Source organism: Variovorax sp. LjRoot84, assembly GCF_964254305.1.
Lineage (GTDB): Bacteria > Pseudomonadota > Gammaproteobacteria > Burkholderiales > Burkholderiaceae_C > Variovorax.
Window position 1 is genome coordinate 3888598 of sequence record NZ_CAXUTE020000001.1, and the last position, 22706, is coordinate 3911303.

The 22706-nt window shown below is 64.4% G+C and carries 22 protein-coding genes and 1 tRNA gene; 9 read left to right on the forward strand and 14 right to left on the reverse strand.

Features of this window, described 5'->3' with window-relative positions; translation table 11 throughout:
- Positions 1-374: 374 nt before the first annotated feature.
- Positions 375-1694 (forward strand): Fic family protein, encoded by a 1320-nt coding sequence (locus tag ACSQ9I_RS19270; protein WP_436314137.1) that lies wholly within the window; start codon positions 375-377, stop codon positions 1692-1694.
- Between the two features lie 104 nt (positions 1695-1798).
- Here ACSQ9I_RS19270 and ACSQ9I_RS19275 read toward each other — a convergent pair whose 3' ends face one another.
- Positions 1799-2233: a hypothetical protein gene (locus tag ACSQ9I_RS19275; protein WP_436314138.1), complete on the reverse strand. Its 435-nt coding sequence runs from the start codon at positions 2231-2233 to the stop codon at positions 1799-1801.
- A 516-nt stretch (positions 2234-2749) separates the two neighbouring features.
- Here ACSQ9I_RS19275 and ACSQ9I_RS19280 point away from each other — a divergent pair.
- Positions 2750-3346, forward strand: a complete 597-nt coding sequence (locus ACSQ9I_RS19280) for a DUF6088 family protein (RefSeq protein WP_436314139.1) — start codon at positions 2750-2752, stop codon at positions 3344-3346.
- Positions 3339-4349 carry a nucleotidyl transferase AbiEii/AbiGii toxin family protein gene (locus ACSQ9I_RS19285; RefSeq protein ID WP_436314140.1) on the forward strand — a complete coding sequence of 337 codons (1011 nt, stop codon included), beginning with the start codon at positions 3339-3341 and terminating at the stop codon, positions 4347-4349. Before ACSQ9I_RS19280 ends, ACSQ9I_RS19285 begins: the two co-directional genes overlap by 8 nt.
- A gap of 376 nt (positions 4350-4725) precedes the next feature.
- Here the strand turns inward: ACSQ9I_RS19285 and ACSQ9I_RS19290 are convergent.
- From ACSQ9I_RS19290 to ACSQ9I_RS19335, 10 genes are all read right to left on the reverse strand, one after another.
- Positions 4726-4802: transfer RNA gene (locus ACSQ9I_RS19290), tRNA-Pro, on the reverse strand.
- Between the two features lie 26 nt (positions 4803-4828).
- On the reverse strand, positions 4829-5290 hold the full coding sequence (locus ACSQ9I_RS19295) for a MerR family transcriptional regulator (protein WP_093109752.1): 462 nt from the start codon (positions 5288-5290) through the stop codon (positions 4829-4831).
- 63 nt (positions 5291-5353) lie between these two features.
- On the reverse strand, positions 5354-5725 hold the full coding sequence (locus ACSQ9I_RS19300) for an integration host factor subunit alpha (RefSeq protein WP_093109753.1): 372 nt from the start codon (positions 5723-5725) through the stop codon (positions 5354-5356).
- Positions 5722-8160, reverse strand: coding sequence for a phenylalanine--tRNA ligase subunit beta (gene pheT / locus ACSQ9I_RS19305; RefSeq protein ID WP_436314141.1), 2439 nt, complete (start codon positions 8158-8160; stop codon positions 5722-5724). Before pheT ends, ACSQ9I_RS19300 begins: the two co-directional genes overlap by 4 nt.
- A 21-nt stretch (positions 8161-8181) precedes the next feature.
- Positions 8182-9258 (reverse strand): phenylalanine--tRNA ligase subunit alpha, encoded by a 1077-nt coding sequence (gene pheS, locus ACSQ9I_RS19310; protein WP_436314142.1) that lies wholly within the window; start codon positions 9256-9258, stop codon positions 8182-8184.
- Between the two features lie 110 nt (positions 9259-9368).
- A complete protein-coding gene (rplT, locus tag ACSQ9I_RS19315) occupies positions 9369-9728 on the reverse strand; it encodes a 50S ribosomal protein L20 (RefSeq protein WP_028253492.1) in 360 nt (119 codons plus the stop codon).
- 24 nt (positions 9729-9752) lie between these two features.
- On the reverse strand, positions 9753-9956 hold the full coding sequence (gene rpmI, locus ACSQ9I_RS19320) for a 50S ribosomal protein L35 (protein ID WP_028253491.1): 204 nt from the start codon (positions 9954-9956) through the stop codon (positions 9753-9755).
- 147 nt (positions 9957-10103) lie between these two features.
- Positions 10104-10715, reverse strand: coding sequence for a translation initiation factor IF-3 (gene infC / locus ACSQ9I_RS19325; RefSeq protein ID WP_126836544.1), 612 nt, complete (start codon positions 10713-10715; stop codon positions 10104-10106).
- A 99-nt stretch (positions 10716-10814) separates the two neighbouring features.
- Complete coding sequence (thrS, locus tag ACSQ9I_RS19330; RefSeq protein WP_436314143.1) at positions 10815-12722, reverse strand: threonine--tRNA ligase; 1908 nt, start codon at positions 12720-12722, stop codon at positions 10815-10817.
- A 221-nt stretch (positions 12723-12943) separates the two neighbouring features.
- Positions 12944-13255 (reverse strand): putative quinol monooxygenase, encoded by a 312-nt coding sequence (locus ACSQ9I_RS19335; RefSeq protein ID WP_093109758.1) that lies wholly within the window; start codon positions 13253-13255, stop codon positions 12944-12946.
- Positions 13256-13369: 114 nt separating this feature from the next.
- On the opposite strand from ACSQ9I_RS19335, the gene ACSQ9I_RS19340 reads away from it, so the two are divergent.
- Positions 13370-14332 (forward strand): GlxA family transcriptional regulator, encoded by a 963-nt coding sequence (locus ACSQ9I_RS19340; RefSeq protein ID WP_436309377.1) that lies wholly within the window; start codon positions 13370-13372, stop codon positions 14330-14332.
- 65 nt (positions 14333-14397) lie between these two features.
- Here ACSQ9I_RS19340 and aceA read toward each other — a convergent pair whose 3' ends face one another.
- Both aceA and ACSQ9I_RS19350 read right to left on the reverse strand, forming a co-directional pair.
- On the reverse strand, positions 14398-15717 hold the full coding sequence (gene aceA / locus ACSQ9I_RS19345) for an isocitrate lyase (protein ID WP_436314144.1): 1320 nt from the start codon (positions 15715-15717) through the stop codon (positions 14398-14400).
- Between the two features lie 216 nt (positions 15718-15933).
- Positions 15934-16350: a gamma-glutamylcyclotransferase family protein gene (locus ACSQ9I_RS19350; RefSeq protein WP_436306319.1), complete on the reverse strand. Its 417-nt coding sequence runs from the start codon at positions 16348-16350 to the stop codon at positions 15934-15936.
- A 35-nt stretch (positions 16351-16385) separates the two neighbouring features.
- On the opposite strand from ACSQ9I_RS19350, the gene ACSQ9I_RS19355 reads away from it, so the two are divergent.
- Positions 16386-17312: a DMT family transporter gene (locus tag ACSQ9I_RS19355; protein ID WP_436314145.1), complete on the forward strand. Its 927-nt coding sequence runs from the start codon at positions 16386-16388 to the stop codon at positions 17310-17312.
- Positions 17313-17495: 183 nt separating this feature from the next.
- Positions 17496-17912 carry an SWIB/MDM2 domain-containing protein gene (locus tag ACSQ9I_RS19360; protein WP_093109762.1) on the forward strand — a complete coding sequence of 139 codons (417 nt, stop codon included), beginning with the start codon at positions 17496-17498 and terminating at the stop codon, positions 17910-17912.
- A 60-nt stretch (positions 17913-17972) separates the two neighbouring features.
- Here the strand turns inward: ACSQ9I_RS19360 and ACSQ9I_RS19365 are convergent, their stop codons facing one another.
- The gene (locus tag ACSQ9I_RS19365; protein ID WP_436314146.1) at positions 17973-19697 is read right to left on the reverse strand and encodes a thiamine pyrophosphate-binding protein; all 1725 of its coding nucleotides are present in this window, start codon (positions 19695-19697) and stop codon (positions 17973-17975) included.
- A gap of 93 nt (positions 19698-19790) precedes the next feature.
- On the opposite strand from ACSQ9I_RS19365, the gene ACSQ9I_RS19370 reads away from it, so the two are divergent.
- The 3 genes from ACSQ9I_RS19370 to ACSQ9I_RS19380 all read left to right on the forward strand — a co-directional run bounded on the left by ACSQ9I_RS19370 (position 19791) and on the right by ACSQ9I_RS19380 (position 22702).
- Entirely contained in the window at positions 19791-20438 is a 648-nt protein-coding gene (locus ACSQ9I_RS19370; protein WP_436304626.1) for a TetR/AcrR family transcriptional regulator, read from the forward strand.
- Positions 20439-20536: 98 nt separating this feature from the next.
- Positions 20537-21514: a tripartite tricarboxylate transporter substrate binding protein gene (locus ACSQ9I_RS19375; protein WP_436314147.1), complete on the forward strand. Its 978-nt coding sequence runs from the start codon at positions 20537-20539 to the stop codon at positions 21512-21514.
- A 24-nt stretch (positions 21515-21538) separates the two neighbouring features.
- Complete coding sequence (locus ACSQ9I_RS19380) at positions 21539-22702, forward strand: Gfo/Idh/MocA family protein (RefSeq protein ID WP_436294550.1); 1164 nt, start codon at positions 21539-21541, stop codon at positions 22700-22702.
- Positions 22703-22706: the final 4 nt, after the last annotated feature.

The following is a 22706-nucleotide window of genomic DNA, read 5'->3' on the forward strand; positions in this document are numbered from 1 at the left end:
CCCTCGGCGGGTAGTGTGACATTGCCTCTGCCTGCACGAACTCATGGACGTGCGCCTTTCGCACAGGCCCTCACCCGATTGATTCCAAGAACGCGCGCCCTCGCGCATGACGCTCGGCTCGGATCGAATGCGGGGACGTGCGACCGGGCAATCGACGGGTCGATCAGGCGTTCCGCCGGTCAAATCGGAGGCCTTGCTGTATCGCGGATGGCCACTCGCCCGTGCGCGTCTCCGCGCCTCGTCTCACTCAGTGTCGCACGGCACCATGCGTGCCGCGAGGTCGCTAGAACGGAGCGTCTCTGGTCGTGTGTGGCGCTGGAGGGGCTAGATGCTGGCGCAACAACTGGTGAAGGGCATCCCAATCGGAAATCCAAGTGGAAAACAAACCGGTAAACCAACCGGAATCCACGCCAGCCATCTTCGTCGCTAACCCGTTGTTTCGTATGACTTTTTCAGAGACAATACCGGAAACAGAACCGGAAATCATGTCAGAAAAACCCAAGACGATTGCCGCCTATGACCAACCCCACCAGTTTGAGCCGCTGTTACCAGCGCTGAACCTGGACGGGTTGATTGAGGCCACGCGCCGCGTCTTCGAGAAATCGGCGCAGCTGCGAGCCTCGGCAAGCCCAGAAGCACGAGATGCCCTGCGCGCAATTGTCCGCTCGATGAACTCCTACTACTCGAACAGCATCGAGGGCCAGGGCACGCACCCTGCGAACATCGAGCGGGCGCTCAGGCACGACTTTTCCGAGAAACCCGACGTGGCCATGCGCCAGCGGGTGGCCGTGGCGCACATCGAAGCGGAACAGGAGCTCGAGCACCTCGTGACGACGGAGGCGGCGGCCCTGAGCAGCGATTTTCTCTTGAGGGCGCACGCAAGTCTGTACGGCAGGCTCTCGGAAGAAGACCGGCGCACCGACGATGGACGCATTGTTGTTCCAGGAGAGCTCCGGAAGCACGACGTCGCAGTCGGCCGACATCAACCTCCGACCTGGCAGTCCGTCCCTCAATTCCTAAAGCGGATGGATGAGCGATATGGCCAGCTCAAGGGCGTCGACGCCGTTCTCTACGCCATTGCGTCCGCCCATCACCGCATGGCGTGGACTCATCCGTTCGAGGGCGGCAACGGGCGTGCTGTTCGACTGCAGAGCCACAGCGCCCTGTTTCCCCTCAGCGGTGGCTTATGGTCCCCAAATCGAGCGCTGGCACGCCAGCGACAGCGCTATTACGAAATGCTCGACAACGCCGACAGTGCCCGGCAGGGCGACCTCGATGGCCGCGGAAACCTCAGCCAGAAGATGCTTTGGGAGTGGTGTCGTTACTTCATCGAGCTGTGCGAGGACCAGGTCACGTTCATGGCCACCATGCTTGACCTTCCGAAGCTCAAAGATCGCATTCGGGCTTACGTGCTCGTGAGAGGGACCACGGACGGCATCTCGGAGTACCGGGAGGAGGCGGTCTTTCCGCTTCAGACGGTCGCAACGACGGGTTCGGTCGCGCGGGGCGACTTCATCAGAATGACCGGCTTGGAGGAGCGAACAGCCCGCAAGGTCGTGTCTCGATTCCTCGCCGACGGGTTGCTGAAGAGCGACGGCCACCGGTCGGAACTCAGCATTGGATTCCCCATGTCCTCGCTCAACATCTTGTTCCCAAACCTGTATCCAGAGGCCGCCACGGCGGCGCTCGAATAGATAGCCGGCTACGCCCGCGAGGCGCGAGGCGGCCTCTGAGAAGGCGCAAAAAGACATGTGCCAAGGTTCCTACGAGCCTGGATTCTGAGCCTGCCCTTTGACGTTCAGATTTCCAGCACCATCCCTGGATCGAAGTCCTTGTTCTCAAACTCCCCGTGCCAGTTCATGTACCACCGCGGATTGCACACGACGCGGCAGCCATCCACCTTGTAGTCGAAGCTGTCGTGCGTGTGTTCATGCACCCACAGCACGGGCACCTGGAAGAACTCGGGCGGCAACTCGCTGACGAAGCCGCCGGACGACCAGTCTTCGGCAAACCGCGGCGCGAGTGATTGGCGATGGGGCGCATGGTGGGTCACCAGCACCGTAGGCCCGTCGAACGGTTCGGCGAGCTCCTGGCGCAGCCACGCGCGGTGCCGCCGGTGAATCAGCAAGGTGTCGATAGGCGCCAGGCGCCGCGTCTCGCGCGAGTTGGAGGTGTACGGGTCGTCCACGCGAATGGCGGAGTAATCGGCCAAGTAGCGCGCGCACGCGTTCATCGACCGATGCCGGTCCGATAGCAGGCGCACCGGCTGCCCGGCAAAGCCCGGATCGTCGGGTCGGAGGTCAATGCTGGGGCGTGACGGGCAGCGGTGCCGAAGGCACTGTGCGACGGTCGTACACCCCTTCGGAGAGGTCGGTCCCGGGCACTGTGCGACCGTCGCACACCCCCTCGAGGAGGTTTGATCCCCGGCACTGTTCGACTGTCGAACACCCCTTCGAGGAGGTCAGTCCCGGGCACTGTGCGACGTCCCAATCGCATGCTGACCCCGAATCCCGGCGGACAAACCCGGACAAAGAAAAAGCCCTTAAGCGTTGATTCTTAAGGGCTTTTCGGAGCTTGCCGGATTACGCCGGACTTTAAATTGGTCGGTGTGAAAGGATTCGAACCTTCGACCCCTTGCACCCCATGAGGGCGGCGCTCTTGTGACTGTCCCCGCCATCGCTGCAATAACGGGGGTCTTGAAAACTGTCAGAAATTACGTCATACTTCTACCACCCCTAAAGTTATCGCCATGCAGACCTTCGCCAAACAAGTTCTGGAGCACGCCGCCGGGTTGCCGGAAGGCACGCCTTTGGTCGCGAAGGAATTGCTGCATCTGGGGAACCGGGCCGCAGTGGACCAGGTTCTGTCTCGCCTTGTGCAGCGCGGAGCCCTGCTGCGCGCGGGCCGCGGCATCTATGTCCTGCCGGTCGAGAGCCGCTTCGGTTCCCGTGCGCCCTCGACCGCCAAGATGGTCGAGGGGCTGGCCAGTCAGCGCGGGGAAACCATCGTGTCGCATGGCGCGTCCGCCGCCAACGCGCTCGGGCTCACGACTCAGGTGCCGATGCGGTCCGTCTACCTGACGTCCGGCCCCAGCCGCCGCCTAAAGCTGGGCGCCCAGACCGTGGAGTTGCGGCATGCGCCGGTGTGGCAGCTGATCTTTCCTGGCCGCGCCGCCGGCGATGTGGTGCGGGCGTTGGCATGGCTGGGGCCGGAGAAGGCCGGCGCCGCGCTGCGGGCGCTGCGCGCCAAACTGCCGCCGGCCGAGATGAAGGAAGTGGCGTCGGCGCGTGCGCGCCTGCCGACTTGGATGGCGCAGGAGGTTAGCGCGTTGGTACCGCATGGCTGAGTTCTTCGAACTCTCTGCCGATGAGCGTCTGGAGGCTCTTGTCCAGGCCGCCGACGCTTCCGGCCGCCCTCCCCACCTGTTGGAAAAAGACGTTTGGGTGGTGTGGTCCCTGCGACACCTCTTCGCCGCGCCTTATGCGTCGCATCTCGTCTTCAAAGGTGGTACATCCCTGTCGAAGGCCTACGGAGTCATCCAGCGTTTCTCCGAGGACGTGGACCTCACCTACGACATCCGCGCCATCGCTGGTGATCTGATCGGCGATGCGGGTACGCCGCTCCCGACCAGCAAGAGTCAGGAAAAGAAGTGGAGCAAGGAGATCCGCACCCGTCTAGCTGACTGGGTGATGACCGAAGTCGTCCCGCGGCTCCAGCAGGACCTTCAACAGCGTGGTCTGCCCGCCACGGTCCGAGCCGAAGGCGACAAGGTGTTTATCGACTACACGCCCCTGGCCTCGGGCACGGGGTATGTCCCGTCGGCAGTCATGCTCGAATTCGGTGCTCGGTCCACCGGCGAGCCTGCGGAACTGCGCTCCGTTCAGTGCGATGCCGCCACGCATCTGTCGGGGGTGGAGTTTCCTGAGGCGACGCCGCAAGTGATGCGCGCGGAGCGGACCTTCTGGGAGAAGGCCACGGCGATCCACGTCTTCTGCGTCCAAGGCACCTTCCGCGGCGGCGACCGGTTCGCTCGTCACTGGCACGACGTCACTCGGCTGGATGCCGCCGGCTTCGCCGACTCCGCGATTGCAGACACGGCGCTAGCGAAGGCGGTGGCCGATCACAAGAGCATCTTCTTTGCGGAGAAGAGCCCAGATGGCGAACCGATCAACTACCACGCCGCCGTCTCGGGCGGTCTTCGCCTGGTTCCCGACGACGGCGCCTTGGCTAAGCTCGCTGCCGACTACCAACACATGTTGGATGACGGTTTGTTCCTTGACGAGGTCGAATCCTTCGACGCCCTCCTTCATCAATGCCGCGGTATTCAAGAGAAGGCGAACGCGGCATGAAGCGGGACCTGACTAAGGACTGCTGGAACCTCGGTGACCGCTCCAGCGCGTATGGTGCTTGTCGAACCACTCGAGCGCCGTCTCTCGAAAGGTATCGCCGGTGTTCACTGCCGCCTTGAGCTTGACCACCTGGCGCGCCTGAATGGGATTGACTCCCGAAGCCTTCTGGGCCTTCGCAGCGTCACGCGCCTTGCGCGCTGCAGCAAGGCTCAAACTGCCGCTCCCAGGGATTCGCGAGGTCTGTACCCCCGTCTGTACCCCCGGTTAGCCCTGGCAGTTACCGGATTTCAGTGTATGCCTCCGGACATCATTCGCCCAGTCCTCCAATGAAAAAGGGCGTCCGGAGGATGAAACCGGACGCCCTTGGACGTTTTGTTGGTCGGTGTGAAAGGATTCGAACCTTCGACCCCTTGCACCCCATGCAAGTGCGCTACCAGGCTGCGCCACACACCGAAGCTCTCGATTATAGCGGTGTGTTTTCAGTGACCTGGAGTCAGCAGTTCGCGAATTTCGTACAGTTCGCGCCGCAGGTGGAGTAGCTGCGACGGATCGATGGTCCGGTCTGCGCCTTGCGGCATATCCGTGCCTTCCTTGAGTGCGGCTTCGAACTCTTCCTGATCGATCTCGACCGCCTCCATGCCTTCGAGCGGCACTTCGCCAGCCTTGCGGCGGTCGCGCTCCGACTGGACCATTTCCTGCAGCTTGTTGCGCGCCCCGCTGATGGTGAAGCCCTGGTCGTAGAGCAGGTCGCGGATGCGGCGGATCATCAGCACCTCGTGGTGCTGGTAGTAGCGTCGATTGCCGCGCCGCTTCATCGGGCGCAACTGCGTGAACTCCTGCTCCCAGTAGCGCAGCACGTGCGGCTTGACGCCGCACAACTCGCCGACCTCACCGATCGTGAAGTAGCGTTTGACAGGAATCGGTGGGAGCGTTTTCTCCATTGAAATCAAGACGGTGCGAGGGAAACCTTAGAGATTACTCCACGCACCGCGCGCGACCAAGCACTATTCGGCGCCGAGACTCCACTCCACCTCTTGCGGCCCCTCTTCGCCGATGCTGCCGTGAATTTGTTCCTTCAGCTTGGCACTGGCGTGAAAGGTGGCGACGCGGCGCTCGCCGATCGGAATGGCCTCGCCGGTACGCGGATTGCGGCCGGGCCGTGGCGCCTTGACGCGGATCTGGAAATTGCCGAAGCCCGAGATCTTGACGTCCGTGCCTTCGATCAGGCTGGCCGCGATCAGGTCGAAGAAGGCTTCGACCATGTCCTTGGATTCGCGCTTGTTGAGGCCGATCTGCTCGAACAGCAGGTCGGCCAGGTGTGCCTTGGTGAGCGCGGGCGTTTCGAGGACTTCGAGCGTGAATTCCATGGCGTTCATACCCGCAGATGCGCGCCGAGCCGCGCGCTGAGTTGCTCGAGGATCGTGGCCACCGCCGCTTCGACCTGCTCGTCGGTCAGAGTGGCGCTGTCGCTATTGAAGCTCAGGCGCACAGCCATGCTCTTCTCGCCCTGCGCCAGGCCCCCAGGGGCGACAGTGCCGTCGCGCGCCACGGGCGGCCGGTAGATGTCGAACAGCACGGCGTCGCGCAGCAAGCTGGGATCGGCGGCCGCGCGGATGGTGCGCATCAGCGCATCGTGCGTGATCGCTTCGGCCACCACGACGGCGATGTCGCGCTCCACCGCCTGGTGCTTGGGCACCGGTTGGGCTTCGGGCAGCGGCCGCGCGGTGACGGCATCGAGCTCGAGTTCGAACAGCACGGGCGCCTGGGCGAACTCCCATGTCTGGCGCCAGCGCGGGTGAAGCTCGCCCACCACGCCGATCGCACGGCCGTCGAGCAGCACGCGCGCCGCGCGGCCCGGATGCAGCGCGGGATGCTCGGTCGCCTCGAAGCTCGGCACAAGGGGCGCGAGCAGCGCTTCGACGTCGCCCTTGATGTCGTAGAAGTCGACGCGCTGCGCCTTGCCGTCCCAGCGCGCGGCCTCGGCATCGCCCCAGGCCAGGCCTGCCACGCGCATGGGCTGGTGGATGCCCTTCACGGTGCTGTCGGTGGTGACGACTGTGTCGTCGCGCAGGAACACGCGGCCCAGCTCGAACACGCGCACGCGCGGCGCCCGGCGGTCGAGGTTGAACTTCAGCGCCTGGAGCAGCGAGCCGATCAGCGACGAGCGCATCACGCTCATCTGGCTCGCGATCGGGTTCAGCAGCTTGATCGGGTTGGCGTTGCCGGCGAGCTCCTGCTCCCAGTGCGCCTCGACGAAGCTGAAGTTGATGGTTTCCTGGTAGCCGAGCGCGGCCAGGCGATGGCGCACGGCGAAGCGGCTGCGCTGGACCTCGGGCCGCACGCGCGCGGTGATCGGTGCCAGCGGGGCCATGGTCGGCAGGTTGTTGTAGCCGACCAGGCGGGCAACCTCTTCGATCAGGTCTTCTTCGATCTGCAGGTCGAAGCGGTGCGGCGGCGGCGTGACGACCAGCGTGCCTTCGCCCTCTTCCATGGGCAGGCCGAGCCGGCGCAGCGCGTCGCCGCACTGGGCCTGGGTGAGCGGCATGCCGATCACGCGCGCAGCACGCGCCACGCGCAGCGTGACGGGCTTGGCTTCCGGCAGGCGCAGTGTCTGGTCGTCGATGGCGCCGGCCTGGCCGCCGCAGATGTCGACGATCAGCTGCGTGATGCGCTCGATGATCTGCACCGTGCGGCTCGGGTCGACGCCCCGTTCGAAGCGGTGCCCCGCGTCGGTGTTGAAATTGAAGCGGCGCGAACGGCCCTGGATGGACTCGGGCCACCAGAAGGCCGCCTCGACATAGATGTTGCGGGTGTCGTCGGACACCGCCGTCGCATCGCCGCCCATGATGCCGGCCAGCGATTCGACCTCGCCGCGCTCGTCGGCGATCACGCCGACCTTCTCGTCGACCATGACCGTGTTGCCGTTGAGCAGCTTGAGCTGTTCGCCCGGCTTGCCCCAGCGCACCGTGAGGCCGCCGTGGATCTTGTCGAGGTCGAAGATATGGGACGGCTGCCCGTACTCGAACATCACGTAGTTCGAGATGTCGACCAGCGGCGACACGCTGCGCTGACCGCAGCGCGCAAGTTGATCGACCATCCAGGCCGGCGTGGCGGCCTTCGTATCGACGCCGCGGACGATGCGGCCCGAGAAGCGGCCGCACAGATCGGGGGCTGCGACCTGGACCGGCAGCTTGTCCTTCAATGCCACCGCCACCGGGGCGATGGCAGGTGTCTTGAGCGGTGCACCGGTCAACGCCGCGAGCTCGCGCGCGATGCCGTAGACGCTCAGTCCGTGCGCCAGGTTGGGCGTGAGCTTGAGCGTCAGCAGCGAATCGTCGAGCTTCAGCACCTCGCGCACGTCGGCGCCTACGGCCGCATCGGCCGGAAGTTCGAGCAGGCCGCCGTGGTCTTCGCTGAGCTTGAGCTCGCGCGCCGAGCACAGCATGCCCTGGCTTTCGACGCCGCGCAGCTTGCCCAGCTTGATCAGGAAAGGTTGGCCGTCATCGCCCGACGGCAGCTCCGCGCCGACCAGCGCCAGCGGCACCTTGATGCCGGCGCGCGCGTTGGGCGCACCGCACACGATGTTGAGCAAGCTGCCCTGCCCCGCGTCGACCTGGCACACGCGCAGCCGGTCGGCGTTGGGATGCGGACCCGCTTCCTTGATCTCGCCGACCACGACCTTGGTGAAGGGCGGCGCCACCGGCCGGCGCTCCTCGACCTCGAGCCCGCCCATCGTGAGCGTCTCCGCCAGTTCTGCGCTGGAAAGCGGCGGGTTGCAGAACTCGCGCAACCAGGACTCTGGAAATTGCATCTCGTCGTTCTCGTTCTCTGTTTACTGGAATTGGCTCAGGAAGCGCAGGTCGCCATCGAAGAACAGGCGCAGATCGTTGACGCCGTAGCGCAGCATCGTGAGCCGGTCCGGGCCCATGCCGAAGGCGAAGCCGATGTAGCGTTCGGGGTCCAAGCCCATGTTGCGCACCACGTTCGGATGCACCTGGCCCGCGCCCGAGACCTCGAGCCAGCGGCCGGCCAGGGGGCCGGTCTGGAACTGGATGTCGATCTCCGCGCTCGGTTCGGTGAACGGGAAGAAGCTCGGACGAAAGCGCAGCACCAGGTCGTCGGTCTCGAAGAAGGTGCGGCAGAAGTCGGTGAACACGACCTTGAGGTCCTTGAAGCTCACGTTCTCGCCGAGCCAGAGGCCCTCGCACTGGTGGAACATCGGCGAGTGCGTGGCGTCGCTGTCGACGCGGTAGGTACGGCCCGGCGCGATCACGCGGATCTCGGGCGCCTTGACCGTGCCGGTGGTGTCGGCCGCCGCGGCTTCGAACTCGGCCGCGTACTTCTTGACGTGCTGATGCGCATAGCGCACCTGCATCGGGCTGGTGTGGGGGCGCAGGTTGTACGGGATGCCGTCTTCGCCGTTGATGTCGACGTAGAAAGTGTCCTGCATGGAGCGCGCGGGATGGTTCGGCGGGTTGTTGAGCGAGGTGAAACTGTGCCAGTCGCTCTCGATCTCGGGACCGTCCGCGACATCGAAGCCCATGCTCGAGAAGATCACCTCGATGCGCTCCATCGTGCGGCTCACCGGATGCAGGCCGCCGGGCGCACGCTGGCGGCCGGGCAATGTGACATCGAGCGCCTCGGCACGCAATTGGACGGCGAGTTCCTCGTCGGCCAGCTGCTGGCGGCGCTCGGTGAGCGCGGCTTCGATGGCCTGCTTGGCAACGTTGATCGCCGCGCCGCGCGACTTCTTCTCGTCGACGGAGAGCGCGGCCATGCCCTTCATCAACTCGGTGATGCGGCCGGCCTTGCCGAGGAACTGCGCCTTGGCGTTCTCGAGTTCGGCCGGGGCCTTCGCCTTCGCGAAGGCAGCACGTGCGGTGTCGACCAGGGAGTCCAACTCGTTCATGGGGAATACTTCGAGGTGAAAGAAAAAAGGGCTGGAGCCCTTTCAAGCGCCAGCCCTTGTGCCGTGGGCGCAGGCCGCTGTCCCGGAAGACGGCAACCCGCTGTGCAGGATCAAGCAGCCAGCTTGGCCTTGACCTGCTCCACGATGCCGGCAAAAGCGGCCTTGTCGTGCACGGCGATATCGGCCAGGACCTTGCGGTCGATCTCGATACCGGCCTTGCGGATGCCGTTGGCGAACTGGCTGTAGGTCAGGCCCAGTTCGCGCGAAGCGGCATTGATACGGGCAATCCACAGTTGGCGGAACACGCGCTTCTTGGTGCGGCGGTCACGGTAGGCGTATTGGCCTGCCTTCATCACCGCCTGCTTGGCGATGCGGAAGACATTGCCGCGGCGACCGCGGAAACCCTTGGCGAGTGCGAGAACCTTCTTGTGGCGGGCGCGAGCCGTTACACCACGTTTGACGCGAGGCATGTGTGTACTCCTTGTTCGTCTGGATTAAATGCCGCTGCCGGGCAACATGGCGGCCATCGAAACCATGTTGGTCTCGTGCACTGCCGTTGCACCACGCAGGTGACGCTTGTTCTTGGTGGTCTTCTTGGTCAGGATGTGACGCTTGAAGGCTTGACCGCGCTTGACGGTGCCACCGGGACGAACGCGGAAACGCTTTTTCGCGCTGCTCTTGGTCTTCATTTTGGGCATGTGAATGCTCCTTTAGTTTGTGCTCGTGAGGCGCCGCGGATATTCCACGGGCTTGTTGGCCCCGAGACACTTCTTTATCCCGCCCTTGCCTGCACCTTGGAGTGCTGACAAGGGCGAAATCCCTTCGAATCCTTCTATCTCTTCAGCTCAGGCCGCCGCGGGTGCCGCTGTCGACTCAGCCGCCGGTTTTGCCGCGCCACCCGCCTTCTTGCGGCCCGGCGCGATCATCATGATCATCTGCCGGCCCTCGAGCTTCGGAAACTGCTCAACCACGATCGCGTCGCCGAGGTCCTCACGAATGCGCTGCAACAGCGCCAGCCCGAGTTCCTGGTGCGTGATCTCGCGCCCCCGGAAACGCAGCGTGATCTTGCACTTGTCACCCTCGTCAAGAAAGCGCCGGATGTTGCGCATCTTGATGTTGTAGTCGCCTTCGTCGGTACCCGGCCGGAACTTGATTTCCTTGACCTCGATGACCTTCTGCTTCGATTTCGCTTCGGCGGCCTTCTTCTGCTCGTGGTACTTGAACTTGCCGTACTCGATCAGGCGGCAGACCGGCGGATTGGCCGCCGCGACGACTTCCACCAGATCCACGTCTTGCTCACCAGCCAGGCGCAATGCCTCGGCAAGACTCACGACACCCAATTGCTCGTTATCGGGCCCGATCAGGCGGACTTCCGGGGCCATGATTTCCCGGTTCAGGCGATGTTGGCGTTCCTCGCGGTGGCGGCGGTCGCGAAATGCAGTAGCGATGGTCAGAATCCTTCAATCAATCTGCTACAAAAATTGTAGCGAACGCCGTAGAGTCCACGCCCACAAGCAGCCTGATTGCTCAAAATCAGCCTTTGAACCGGTTCAAATTCAAAGCTTGTGTTGGATGTCGGCGGCGATCTTTTGGGAGAACGCCTCCACCGACATGGCACCGAGATCAAGATTGCCCCGGGCGCGCACTGCGACGGCACCTGCTTCCTTCTCCTTGTCGCCCACGACGAGGATGTAGGGAAGCTTTTGCAACGAATGCTTCCGTATTTTATACGTAATCTTCTCGTTGTGCAGATCGAGCAAAACTCTAAGCCCTTGATTTTGCAGCGATTTCGCAACTTGAGATGCGTAATCCGCCTGTCCTTCGCTGATATTGAGCACCGCGACCTGCACCGGCGCCAGCCAAGCGGGCAGTGCGCCGGCGTGATGTTCGATCAACATGCCGATGAATCGCTCGAGGCTGCCGACGATCGCGCGGTGCAGCATGACCGGATGTGCGCGGCCGCTGGACTCGGTGACGTACTCTGCGTCCAGGCGCTCGGCCATGTTGAAGTCCACCTGCATCGTGCCGCACTGCCACTGGCGGCCGATGGCGTCTCGCAGCGTGTATTCGATCTTCGGCCCGTAGAAGGCGCCTTCGCCGGGCGAGATGACGAATTCCACACCCGATCGGCGCAGCGCCTCCATCAGCGCATGCTCGGCCTTGTCCCAGAGTTCGTCGGCGCCGATGCGGTTATCGGGCCGTGTTGCCACCTTGTAGAGGATCTCGGTGAAGCCGAAATCGGCATAGACCTTGAGCAATTGCCCCGTGTAGGCCACGCATTCCTCGAGGATCTGGTCTTCGGTGCAGAAGATGTGGCCGTCGTCCTGCGTGAATCCGCGCACCCGCATGATCCCGTGCAAGCCGCCCGAGGGCTCATTGCGGTGGCACTGGCCGAATTCGCCGTAGCGCAACGGCAGGTCGCGGTAGCTGCGCAGATCGGACTTGAAGATCAGTACATGGCCCGGGCAGTTCATCGGCTTGAGCGCGTAGTCGCGCTTTTCCGACTCCGTCGTGAACATGTTTTCGCGGTAGTTCTGCCAGTGGCCCGTTTTTTCCCACAGGCTCTTGTCGAGGATCTGCGGGCCTTTGACTTCCTGGTAGCCCGTGTCGCGGTACACCTTGCGCATGTACTGCTCGACCTGCTGCCAGATCGCCCAGCCCTTGGGATGCCAGAACACCACGCCGGGCGCCACCTCGTCGATGTGGAACAGATCGAGCTCCTTGCCCAGCCGGCGATGGTCGCGCTTCTCGGCCTCCTCGATGCGCTGGACGTACTGGTCCAACTGCTTCTTGTCGGCCCAGGCCGTGCCGTAGATGCGCTGCAGCTGCTCGTTCTTCGCATCACCGCGCCAGTAGGCGCCGGCCAGCTTCGTGAGCTTGAAGACCTTGAGGAAGCGAGTGTTCGGCACGTGCGGGCCGCGGCACATGTCGACGTACTCCTGGTGGTAGTACAGGCCCATCGCCTTTTCGTCGGGCATGTCTTCCACCAGCCGCAGCTTGTAGTCCTCGCCGCGGGACTTGAACACCTCGATGACCTCGTCGCGCGGCGTCATCTTCTTGACCACGTCGTAGTCCCGCGCGATCAGCTCGCGCATGCGCGCCTCGATCGCCTCCATGTCCTCGGGCGTGAAAGGGCGCTCGTAGGCGATGTCGTAGTAGAAGCCCTCCTCGATCACCGGACCGATCACCATCCTCGCCGTCGGGTAGAGCTGCTTCACTGCATGGCCGACCAGGTGGGCCGTCGAGTGGCGGATGATCTCCAGGCCCTCGTCGTCCTTGGGCGTGATGATCTGCAGCTTCGCGTCATGCTCGATCAGGTCGCTGGCATCGACCAGCTGGCCGTCGACCTTGCCGGCCACGGTCATCTTCGCGAGGCCGGGGCCGATGGACTTGGCAACGTCGGCCACCGAAACCGGGCCGGGAAACTCGCGGCGCGAGTTGTCGGGAAGCGTGATCTGGATCATGGGAAGAAAACCTCGGCGAGAAAACAAAAAAGCGCGGTCTGGGACCGCGCTTGGCTGTGGTTTGAGTGCTGGATGCTTCCAGCGTGCGCGGACTACCGGCCTCTTCCTTCAAGGAAAAGACCGCTCATTGCTTGCGGTGTAGTTCGCGGTGTCATAACCAGGGTGCCTTTCTCGCTCTTGTTGCTGCTGAGACGGAGCTGCCGATTCTATCCGCAGCCCGCTCAGGACGCGGGCGCTGCATTCTTGAGACCCAGCACCTCGATCGGCTCGATGGCCGGCGGTTTGGCGAACAGCTCTGGCGCCTTGGCCATCAAGGCCTGGGCGATCGGGCCGTTCAGATGCGCCTGGCGACCGGCCTCGTCCTCGAACGCGTCGAAGACACCGAAGGTGGTGGGCGAAATGCGCAGGGCGAACCAGATCGGCGTGGTCTTCTCGTCGCGCGCCATGGAAAGCCCCGCTTCGAGAAACTGCTGGACCTCGGCTTCCTTGCCCGGCTTGGCTTCGAGGCGGGCGAACAATGCGAACTTGATCATGAAGGTCTCCGGTGGACACGGAAGCGCGGGATTGCGCGTCCATGGTGGTGACTCTAGGCATGCCGCGGCATACGACCTATTGGCATTTTTGACATCTTTGATATCGTTGTTGCCATGAAGGTCAACATCCTCGCACTCGACGGCGTGTTCGACACCGGCCTGGCCACGGTACTGGACGTGTTCACCACAGCCAACGAACTGGCCGGCATGCTCAGTCTGGATGTCGCGCCTTTCGAGGCAAAGCTCACCGGCGTGAGAAAGAGGGTCCGCACCTCGCAAGGCCTGAGCGTGCCCGTGGCCTCATCGCCCGATGCCGGCAAGCCGGACTGGATCGTCGTGCCCGCGATCGGCGAGAAGATGCCCGACGGCCTCCAGTTCGCGCTGCAGCGGCGCGACGTCGCAGAGGCTGCGGCCTGCCTGCGCGCGCAATCCGGACGAGGTGTCCGCATCGCCGCAGCCTGCATCGGCACCTTCGTGCTGGCCGAATCGGGGCTGCTCGACCACCAGCACGCCACGACCACCTGGTGGCTGGCCTCGCTGTTTCGCCAACGCTATCCCTGCGTGAAGCTCGACGAATCGCGCATGTTGGTGAGCTCCGGCGCCTTCGTCACGGCAGGCGCCGCGCTGAGCCACATCGACATGGCGCTGCTGCTGGTGCGCCAGGCCAGCCCCGAACTCGCGGCGCTGGTGGCGAAATACCTGATCGTCGACTCGCGGCCTTCACAGTCCGCCTACGTGATCACCGATCACCTGAGCCACTCGGACCCGACCGTGGAGCGCTTCGAACGCTGGGCTCGCGGCAGGCTGGCAGACGGGTTTTCGCTCGACGAGGCAGCCGCGGCGGCGGGCACCAGCAAACGCACCCTGGCGCGACGCATGCAGCAGGTGCTCGGCAAGACGCCGCTGTCCTACTTCCAGGACCTGCGCGTGGAACGCGCCGTGCATCTGCTCAAGACCAGCGACAAGAGCCTGGAACAGATCGCGACGCTGGTGGGCTACGCCGAGGGCGTGACGCTGCGCGCACTGCTGCGCCAGCGCCTGGGCCGCGGCGTGCGCGAGCTGCGCATGGTCGACTGAGGCGAGACGAAAAAAAATCCCCGCGGATTGCTCGCGCGGGGACAAAACTCAAGCGCCGACGAAGATCAGTGGAACTGCTCTTCCTCGGTCGAACCGGTGAGCGCCGTCACGCTCGACTTGCCGCCCTGGATCACGGTGGTCACTTCATCGAAATAGCCGGTGCCGACTTCCTGCTGGTGCGACACGAAGGTGTAGCCGCGGTCGCGCGCCGCGAACTCGGGCTCCTGCACCTTCTCGACGTATGCCGACATGCCGCGCTTCACGTAGTCCTGCGCCAGGTCGAACATGTTGAACCACATCGAGTGGATGCCGGCCAGCGTGATGAACTGGTACTTGTAGCCCATGGCCCCCAGCTCCTTCTGGAACTTCGCGATGGTCGCGTCGTCGAGGTTCTTCTTCCAGTTGAACGAAGGCGAGCAGTTGTACGCCAGCATCTTGCCGGGATGCACCTTGTGCACGGCTTCGGCGAACTTGCGTGCGAACTCGAGGTCGGGCGTGCCGGTTTCGCACCACACCAGGTCGGCGTAGTGGGCGTAGGCAACGGCGCGCGAGATGGCCTGGTCGATGCCCTTCTTGGTCTTGTAGAAGCCTTCGGCGGTGCGCTCGCCCGTGAGGAAGGGCTTGTCGTTCTCGTCGTAGTCGCTGGTCAGCAGGTCGGCCGCTTCGGCATCGGTGCGGGCGATCACGAGCGTCGGCGTGCCGCAGACGTCGGCGGCCATGCGCGCGGCAATCAGCTTCTGCACCGCTTCGGTGGTCGGGACCAGCACCTTGCCGCCCATGTGGCCGCACTTCTTGACCGAGGCGAGCTGGTCTTCGAAGTGCACGCCGCCGGCGCCGGCCTTGATCATCGCCTTCATCAATTCGAAGCCGTTGAGCACGCCGCCGAAGCCTGCTTCGGCATCGGCCACGATCGGCGCGAAGTAGTCGACATAGTCCTTGTCGCCGGGGTTGCCGCCCTTGGACCACTGGATCTCGTCGGCGCGGCGGAAGGTGTTGTTGATGCGCTCGACCACCGTCGGCACAGAGTCCACCGGATAGAGCGACTGGTCGGGGTACATCGATGCGTAGCTGTTGTTGTCGGCGGCGACCTGCCAGCCGGACAGATAGATCGCCTTGACGCCCGCCTTGACCTGCTGCATGGCCTGGCCACCGGTGAGCGCGCCGAGGCAGTTGACATAGGGCTCGTTGTTCACGAGCTCCCAGAGCTTCTCGGCGCCGCGGCGTGCGAGGGTGTATTCGATCGGGAAGGAACCGCGCAGGCGCACCACGTCGGCTGCGCTGTAGCCGCGCTTGATGCCTTTCCAGCGCGGGTTGGTCGCCCAGTCTTTTTCGAGGGCGGCGATTTGCTGTTCGCGGCTCAGTTGTTCAGTGATGGTTTGGGGCATGGTCACTCCGAGGGTTGATTGAGAGGTGGCGCTGCGGCCGTGGACTTACTGTACGACAAGGCCACACTCTTATGTCTTATAGAAGACATATTTTTCACCGTTTAAAATCAACCACTTACGAGATGTTTTCTCAATGCGGAATAAATTTTCTTGTATTGAGAAAAAATATTGCGTCGCAGCATGCACGGATTTCGCGATGCGCAATGAACTCTTCGCTCATGAAATCGGGGGCATGTGTGCCAGCCAGTCGCCGCTCGCGATCACCGGCCTGCCCACGATGCGCTTCGGATGAATCTCGTAGACCAGACACACGAGTTCCTTCGCGCCGGCTTGCACCTTCACTTCGCGCTTGATGTATTCGCCGCTGTCATCGGGCTTCACTTCTTCGAGCAGATCGAGCTGCGCTTCGAGCGCCGATGCGATCGCGTAGATCTCTCCGACCACCCGCGCAGTCCCGCCGAGCACGGCGCCCGGATAGCTGCCCAGGTCGTACAGCGTGCCGGCGATGGAGGCATCGGCCACATGCGCGGGCGCCGGCACAAAGCGCGCGATGTCGTTGCGCCCGCCACGGCGCAAGGTGCCGTAGACGAACACATGGCGGGCCGGGTCTGCAGGCGCTGCGGATTGGGGCATCATCGAATCACTCCTCGCACAACGCGCCCAGTCTATTGAACACCGCCCTCCCCGCGCCCGGCCGCTTCGTGGCTTACGGTTGCCTGGCCCTGAGCATGTCGCTCGTCGGCAGCTACGTCGCGCTCTCCAAACCCCTGGTGGTCGCCTTCCCTGTGCTGCTGCTCGCCTGGCTGCGCTTCGGCATCGCCGCCTTGGCGATGCCGCACTGGCTGCGCCGCCCGAGCGACGAACCCGCGATGACGGCGCGCACGCGCGGCCTGGTCTTTCTCGAGTCCTTCCTCGGCAACTTCATGTTCTCGATCTGCATGCTGTTCGGCGTGAGCCTGACCAGCGCGGTGTCGGCCGGCGTGATCATGGCGTCGATCCCCGCTGTCGTCGCGCTCACAAGCTGGCTGTTTCTGCGCGAGCGCATCACGCTGCGCATCTGGATCGCGATCGCTTGCGCGGCGCTGGGCATCGGGCTGCTCGCGTTCGCGCCGGCGCCTGCGCAAACCCATCCGGGCAGCGACGCCTCCGCACCGCTGCCCTGGCTCGGCAACCTGCTGGTCTTCTGCGCGGTGCTCTGCGAGTCCGCGTACGCGGTGATCGGCAAGTCGCTCACCGGGCGGCTCGGACCCAAGCGCATCTCTTCGCTGATCAACCTCTGGGGCTTCGTGCTCTCGACGCCGCTGGGCATCTGGTTCGCGCTTCGCTTCGACTTCGGCGCGGTGTCGCTCGGCCTCTGGGGCCTCCTGATCGTCTATGCGCTGGCCGCGAGCATCTGGACGGTGTGGCTCTGGATGACCGGTTTGAAGGGCGTGCCGGCCTCGCAGGCCGGCGTGTTCACCGTGATGCTGCCGGTCAGCGCGGCCGTCGTCGGCGTGCTCGTTCTCGGCGAGAGTTTGTCGATGCTGCAGGTCTGCGCATTCGCGCTCGCGCTGCTCGGCGTGGTGCTCGCCACGTGGCCTTCGCGCCGCTCCTGAGACAGCTTGCGCGCCGCTCAGAGGGAAAACGAGCGCTTCTCTCCTCTGAAAAAACAACAGCTCCCAATGAAAAAACCGCTTTTTCCCTTGGAAACGCGTTTTTTCTCCTTTAGCATCCGCAATGCCAGTGGAGACACCGCTTTTCATTGGTGAAAGTGTCCAATCCAAAAAAGGAAATCAACCATGGCAACTGCAAAGAAGGCTCCGGCCAAGAAAGCTCCTGCGAAGAAGGCCGCTCCGGCCAAGAAGGCGGCTCCTGCCAAGAAGGCTCCGGCGAAGAAGGCAGCACCCGCAAAGAAGGCCGCTCCCGCCAAGAAGGCTCCTGCGAAGAAGGCAGCTCCCGCCAAGAAGCGCACCCCCAACGCTGCGTTCATGAAGGCACTGACCCCCAGCCCGGCACTCGCTGCCGTGGTCGGCTCGACGCCTCTGCCGCGCACCGCTGTCGTGAGCAAGCTGTGGGACTACATCAAGAAGAACAACCTTCAAGACAAGGCCAACAAGCGCAACATCAACGCCGATGCCAAGCTGAAGGAAATCTTCGGCAAGCCGCAAGTGTCGATGTTCGAGCTCGCCTCGCTGATCGGCAAGCACGTCAAGTGAGCCTCGGGCGCCATCGGTGCCCGAATGAAGAAAGCCGGCGCGAGCCGGCTTTTTTTTGCCCTACGCGATCGGTCGCGCCTGCGCGGCCTTGGTGATCGACGACAGCGTGCCGCGCGTGGTGATCACCTCGGGGTCCAGCGGGATCTCGATCAGCGTCCCCGTATCGGCCGCCAGCGCCCGCAGCAGTGCCGCTTCGAACTGGGCAGTCTCGGTCACACGTTCGGCCGCATAGCCGTAGGCGCGGGCCAGCGCGCAGAAGTCCGGATTGCGCAAGGCCGTGCCGCTCACCTTCGCCGGGTACTCGCGTTCCTGGTGCATGCGGATGGTGCCGAACATGCCGTTGTTGAGCAGCACGATGATGCTCTTGCCACCATGCTGCGAAGCGGTGGCGAGTTCCTGGCCGTTCATCAGGAAGTCGCCGTCGCCGGCGATGGTGAAGGCGGTGCGCCCGGTCGCGATGTTGGCTGCAATGCCGGCGGGAACGCCATAGCCCATGGCGCCGCTGGTCGGCGCGAGCTGCGTCTTGTGGCCCTTCACGAGGCCGTGGTAGCGGAAGTAGCGATGCACCCAGCTCGCGAAGTTGCCCGCGCCGTTGGTGATGGCCGCATCCTGCGGCAGGTGCTGCTGCAGCAGGCGGACCACCGCCGCCATGTCGACCGCGCCGCGCGGCGCCTCCACCGGCAAGCCGGCGAGAGCCTGGGGCTCGAGGTTCGCCAGGTAGTCCGCGTTGGCCTGCGCGGTCCACGCCTCCCATGGCAACTCGGCCGGCGCACTCAGCACCTCGAGGCTGCGTGCGGCCGCGCTCATGCCGGCATTGATGGCGAGGTCGGCCTGGTAGACGCGGTTGAGCTCTTCGGCGCTCGCATGGATGTGCACCAGCGTCTGCTTTGCCTTCGGCGCTTCGAGCAGCGTATAGCCGCCGGTGGTCATCTCACCCAAGCGCGGGCCGATCGCGAGGATCAGGTCGCTTTGCTTCACGCGTTCGGCCAGCTTCGGATTGATCGCGATGCCGACGTCGCCGGCATAGAGTGGGTGGTGGTTGTCGAAGGTGTCCTGGAAGCGGAAGGCATTGGCGACCGGCAACCTCCAGTTCTCGGCGAAGCGCTGCAGCGCCTGCGCCGCCTGGACGGTCCAGCCGCCGCCGCCGGCGATCACCAGCGGGCGTTGGGCCTTCATCAGCAGCTCGCGCAGCGTGCGCAGCGCGCCGGGGTCGCTCCAGGGTTGCACGGCCTCCACGCGGGCCAGCGGTCGCGCCGAGGTCATGGTGCGCAGCATGTCCTCTGGCAGCACGAGCACCACCGGACCCGGACGGCCGTTCATCGCCGTGGCGAAGGCGCGCGCGATGTACTCGGGAATGCGGTTCGCATCGTCGATGCGCTCCACGCGCTTGGCAAAACCCTTGGTGCTGGGGCCGAAGAAACTGCCGTAGTCGACTTCCTGGAAGGCCTCGCGATCGCGGAAGTCGCTGCCGACATCGCCCACGAAAAGCACCATCGGCGTCGAATCCTGGAAGGCGTTGTGCACGCCGATCGAAGCGTTGGTGGCGCCCGGGCCGCGGGTGACGAAGCAGATGCCCGGCCGGCCCGTGAGCTTGCCGTGCGCCTCGGCCATGAAGGCGGCCCCGCCCTCCTGGCGATTGACGATGAAGCGGATGCGCTCGCCGTAGGCATGGAAGCCGTCGAGCGCCGCCAGAAAACTCTCGCCCGGGACGCCGAAAGCCAGCTCCACGCCTTGCTCGACCAGGCACTCGACGATCAAATGGCCTGCGGGTTGCGATGAACTCATGGACGTGATGCCTCTGTTGCAATATCGGTGCGCGGATTATCTGCGCGCCCCGAAACCTCTTGCCTTAATTCACCAACTGGTTAAATTCCGCCCATGAAAGCCCCATCCCCTGTGCCCGCCGAACCGCGCTCGCGCGATGCCGATCGCTCGCAGCTCGCGATCCTCGCCTCGGCGCGGGACGAGTTCGCGCAGCGTGGCCTCGCCGGCGCGCGCATGGACAGCATCGCGGCGCGCGCCGGGCTCAACAAGCGCCTGATCTACTACTACTTCGGCAGCAAGGACGACCTGTTCCTGGCCGTGCTCGAACGCACCTATGCCGACATCCGCGAGGCCGAGCAAAGGCTGCACCTCGACGAGATCGAGCCTGTCGAAGCAGTCCGCCGGTTGATCTCCTTCACCTGGCACTACTACCTCGAGCATCCCGAGTTCATCACGCTGCTCAACAGCGAAAACCTGCACCGCGCGGCGCATCTCAAGCGCTCGGACCGCATCCAGGACATGAACTCGCCACTGGTCCAGCTGCTCGACACCGTGCTCGAGCGCGGCCGGCGCGACAACCTCTTCCGCGCCGGCGTCGACCCGGTGCAGCTCTACATCTCCATCGCCTCGCTCTGCTACTTCTACCTCTCGAACAACGACACGCTGTCAGCCGTCTTCGGCCGCGACCTGCGCGCGCCCAAGGCCATGGCGCAGCGTCTGTCGCACATGACCGACCTGGTGCTGGGCTACGTGCTGCGCTGATACGGGTATCTCCTAGGGTCCGGCCGTTGACGAGCCGGCGAGTGGCTTCCTAGAATCTCTAATTCACTTTTTGGTGAATTGCACACTAGGAGACTCCCATGCGACCCACCACCCGACGTACCGCCCTCATTGCCGCGCTCGCGCTCTGCACCTCGTTCGGCGCCGCGGCGCAGGGCGTCTACCCCACCAAGCCGATCCGCGTGATCGTGCCTTTCGCCGCCGGCAGCACCACCGACATCATTGCGCGCGCCATCGCCGACAAGATGGGGGCCAGCATGGGCCAGACGCTGGTGATCGACAACCGCGGCGGCGCCAGCGGCACCATCGGCCAACAGGCCGTGGCCACGGCCGCGCCGGACGGCTACACGATCATGATCCACTCGTCCTCGCACACGGTCAGCCCCTCCACCTTCGCCAAGCTGCCCTTCGACACGGTGGGCGACTTCGCCGGCGTCACGCCGATCTCCTCGCTGCCCAACGCGCTGGTGATCTCGCCTTCTAAGAACATCAAGACGCTGAAGGAGCTGATCGCCGCCGCCAAGGCCAAGCCCGGCAGCATCAACTTCGCATCCGCGGGCCAGGGCAGCGCCACGCACCTGAACGCCGAGAAGTTCAAGCTGGCGGCCAACATAGATGCCACCAACATCCCGTTCAAGGGCTCGGCCGAGGCCGTGACCGAAGTGCTGGCCGGCCGCGTCGACTACTACTTCTCGCCGATCGCGCCGGTCATCGGCCAGATCAAGGACGGCCAGCTGCTCGCGCTGGCCGTGGGCTCGCCCAAGCGCGCGGCCGCGCTGCCCGATGTGCCGACCACGGCCGAGGCCGGGGTGCCGGGCTCCGAATTCAACTTCTGGATCGGAATGATGGCGCCGGCCAAGACGCCGCGCGAGATCGTGAACCGGCTGCACGACGAAGTCGCGAAGGCGCTCGCCAGCCCGGAAGTCAAGGAACGCTTCCTGAAGCTCGGCGCCGACGCCTGGACGCTCAAGCCCGAGCAGTTCGATGCGTACATCAAGGAAGAAATCGCCAGCAACGCCAAGCTCGTGAAGGCCGCTGGCCTCACGCCGACGCAGTAAGAACCCAGGGAAGGAAACACATACATGGCACAGCAACGACTCGGACTCATCATGCACGGCGTCACCGGACGCATGGGCATGAACCAGCACCTGATCCGCTCGATCGTCGCGATCCGCGCGCAGGGCGGCGTCCCGCTCTCCAACGGCGACAAGGTCATGCCCGATCCGATCCTCATCGGCCGCAACGCCGAGAAGATCGAGGCGCTGGCCAAGGCGCACGGCATCGAGCGCTGGGGCACCGACCTCGACCGCGCGCTCGAGAACAAGGACGACACGATCTTCTTCGACGCCGGCACCACGCAGATGCGCCCCACCCTGCTGGCCAAGGCGATCCGTGCCGGCAAGCATGTCTACTGCGAGAAGCCGATCGCCACCAACCTCAACGAAGCCGTCGAGATCGCGCGTCTGGCAGAGGGCTCGGGCCTCAAGCATGGCGCAGTGCAGGACAAGCTCTTCCTGCCCGGCCTGCGCAAGCTCGACATGCTGCGCCGCGCCGGCTTCTTCGGCCGCATGCTCTCGGTGCGCCTGGAGTTCGGCTATTGGGTGTTCGAGGGCGACCTGCAGCCGATCCAGCGCCCCTCGTGGAACTACCGCAAGGAAGACGGCGGCGGCATGATCCTGGACATGATGTGCCACTGGCGCTATGTACTGGACAACCTGTTCGGCGAGGTGCAGTCGGTCTCCTGCCTGGGCGCCACGCACATCCCCAAGCGCTGGGACGAGGACGGCAAGCCCTACGAAGCCACCGCCGACGACGCCGCCTACGCCACCTGCGAGCTCAAAGGCCACAACGGCGAGCCGGTGATCGCGCAGCTCAACATGAGCTGGGCCACGCGCGTGCGCCGCGACGACCTCGTGACCTTCCACGTCGACGGCACCGACGGCTCGGCCGTGGCCGGGCTCTCGTCGTGCCGAGCGCAGTCGCGCGTCGCCACGCCGCGCCCGGTGTGGAACCCGGACGAGAAGCAGAGCATGAACTTCTTCGACCAGTGGCAGGAGATCCCCGATTCGCAGGCCTACGACAACGGCTTCAAGATCCAGTGGGAGCACTTCATTCGCCACGTGGTGGAGAACGCGCCCTACAAGTGGACCTTGCCCGAAGGCGCCAAGGGCGTGCAGCTGGTGGAGGCCGCGCTCGAATCGTGGAAGGACCGGCGCTGGATCGACGTGCCGGCGCTGAAGATCTGAGGAT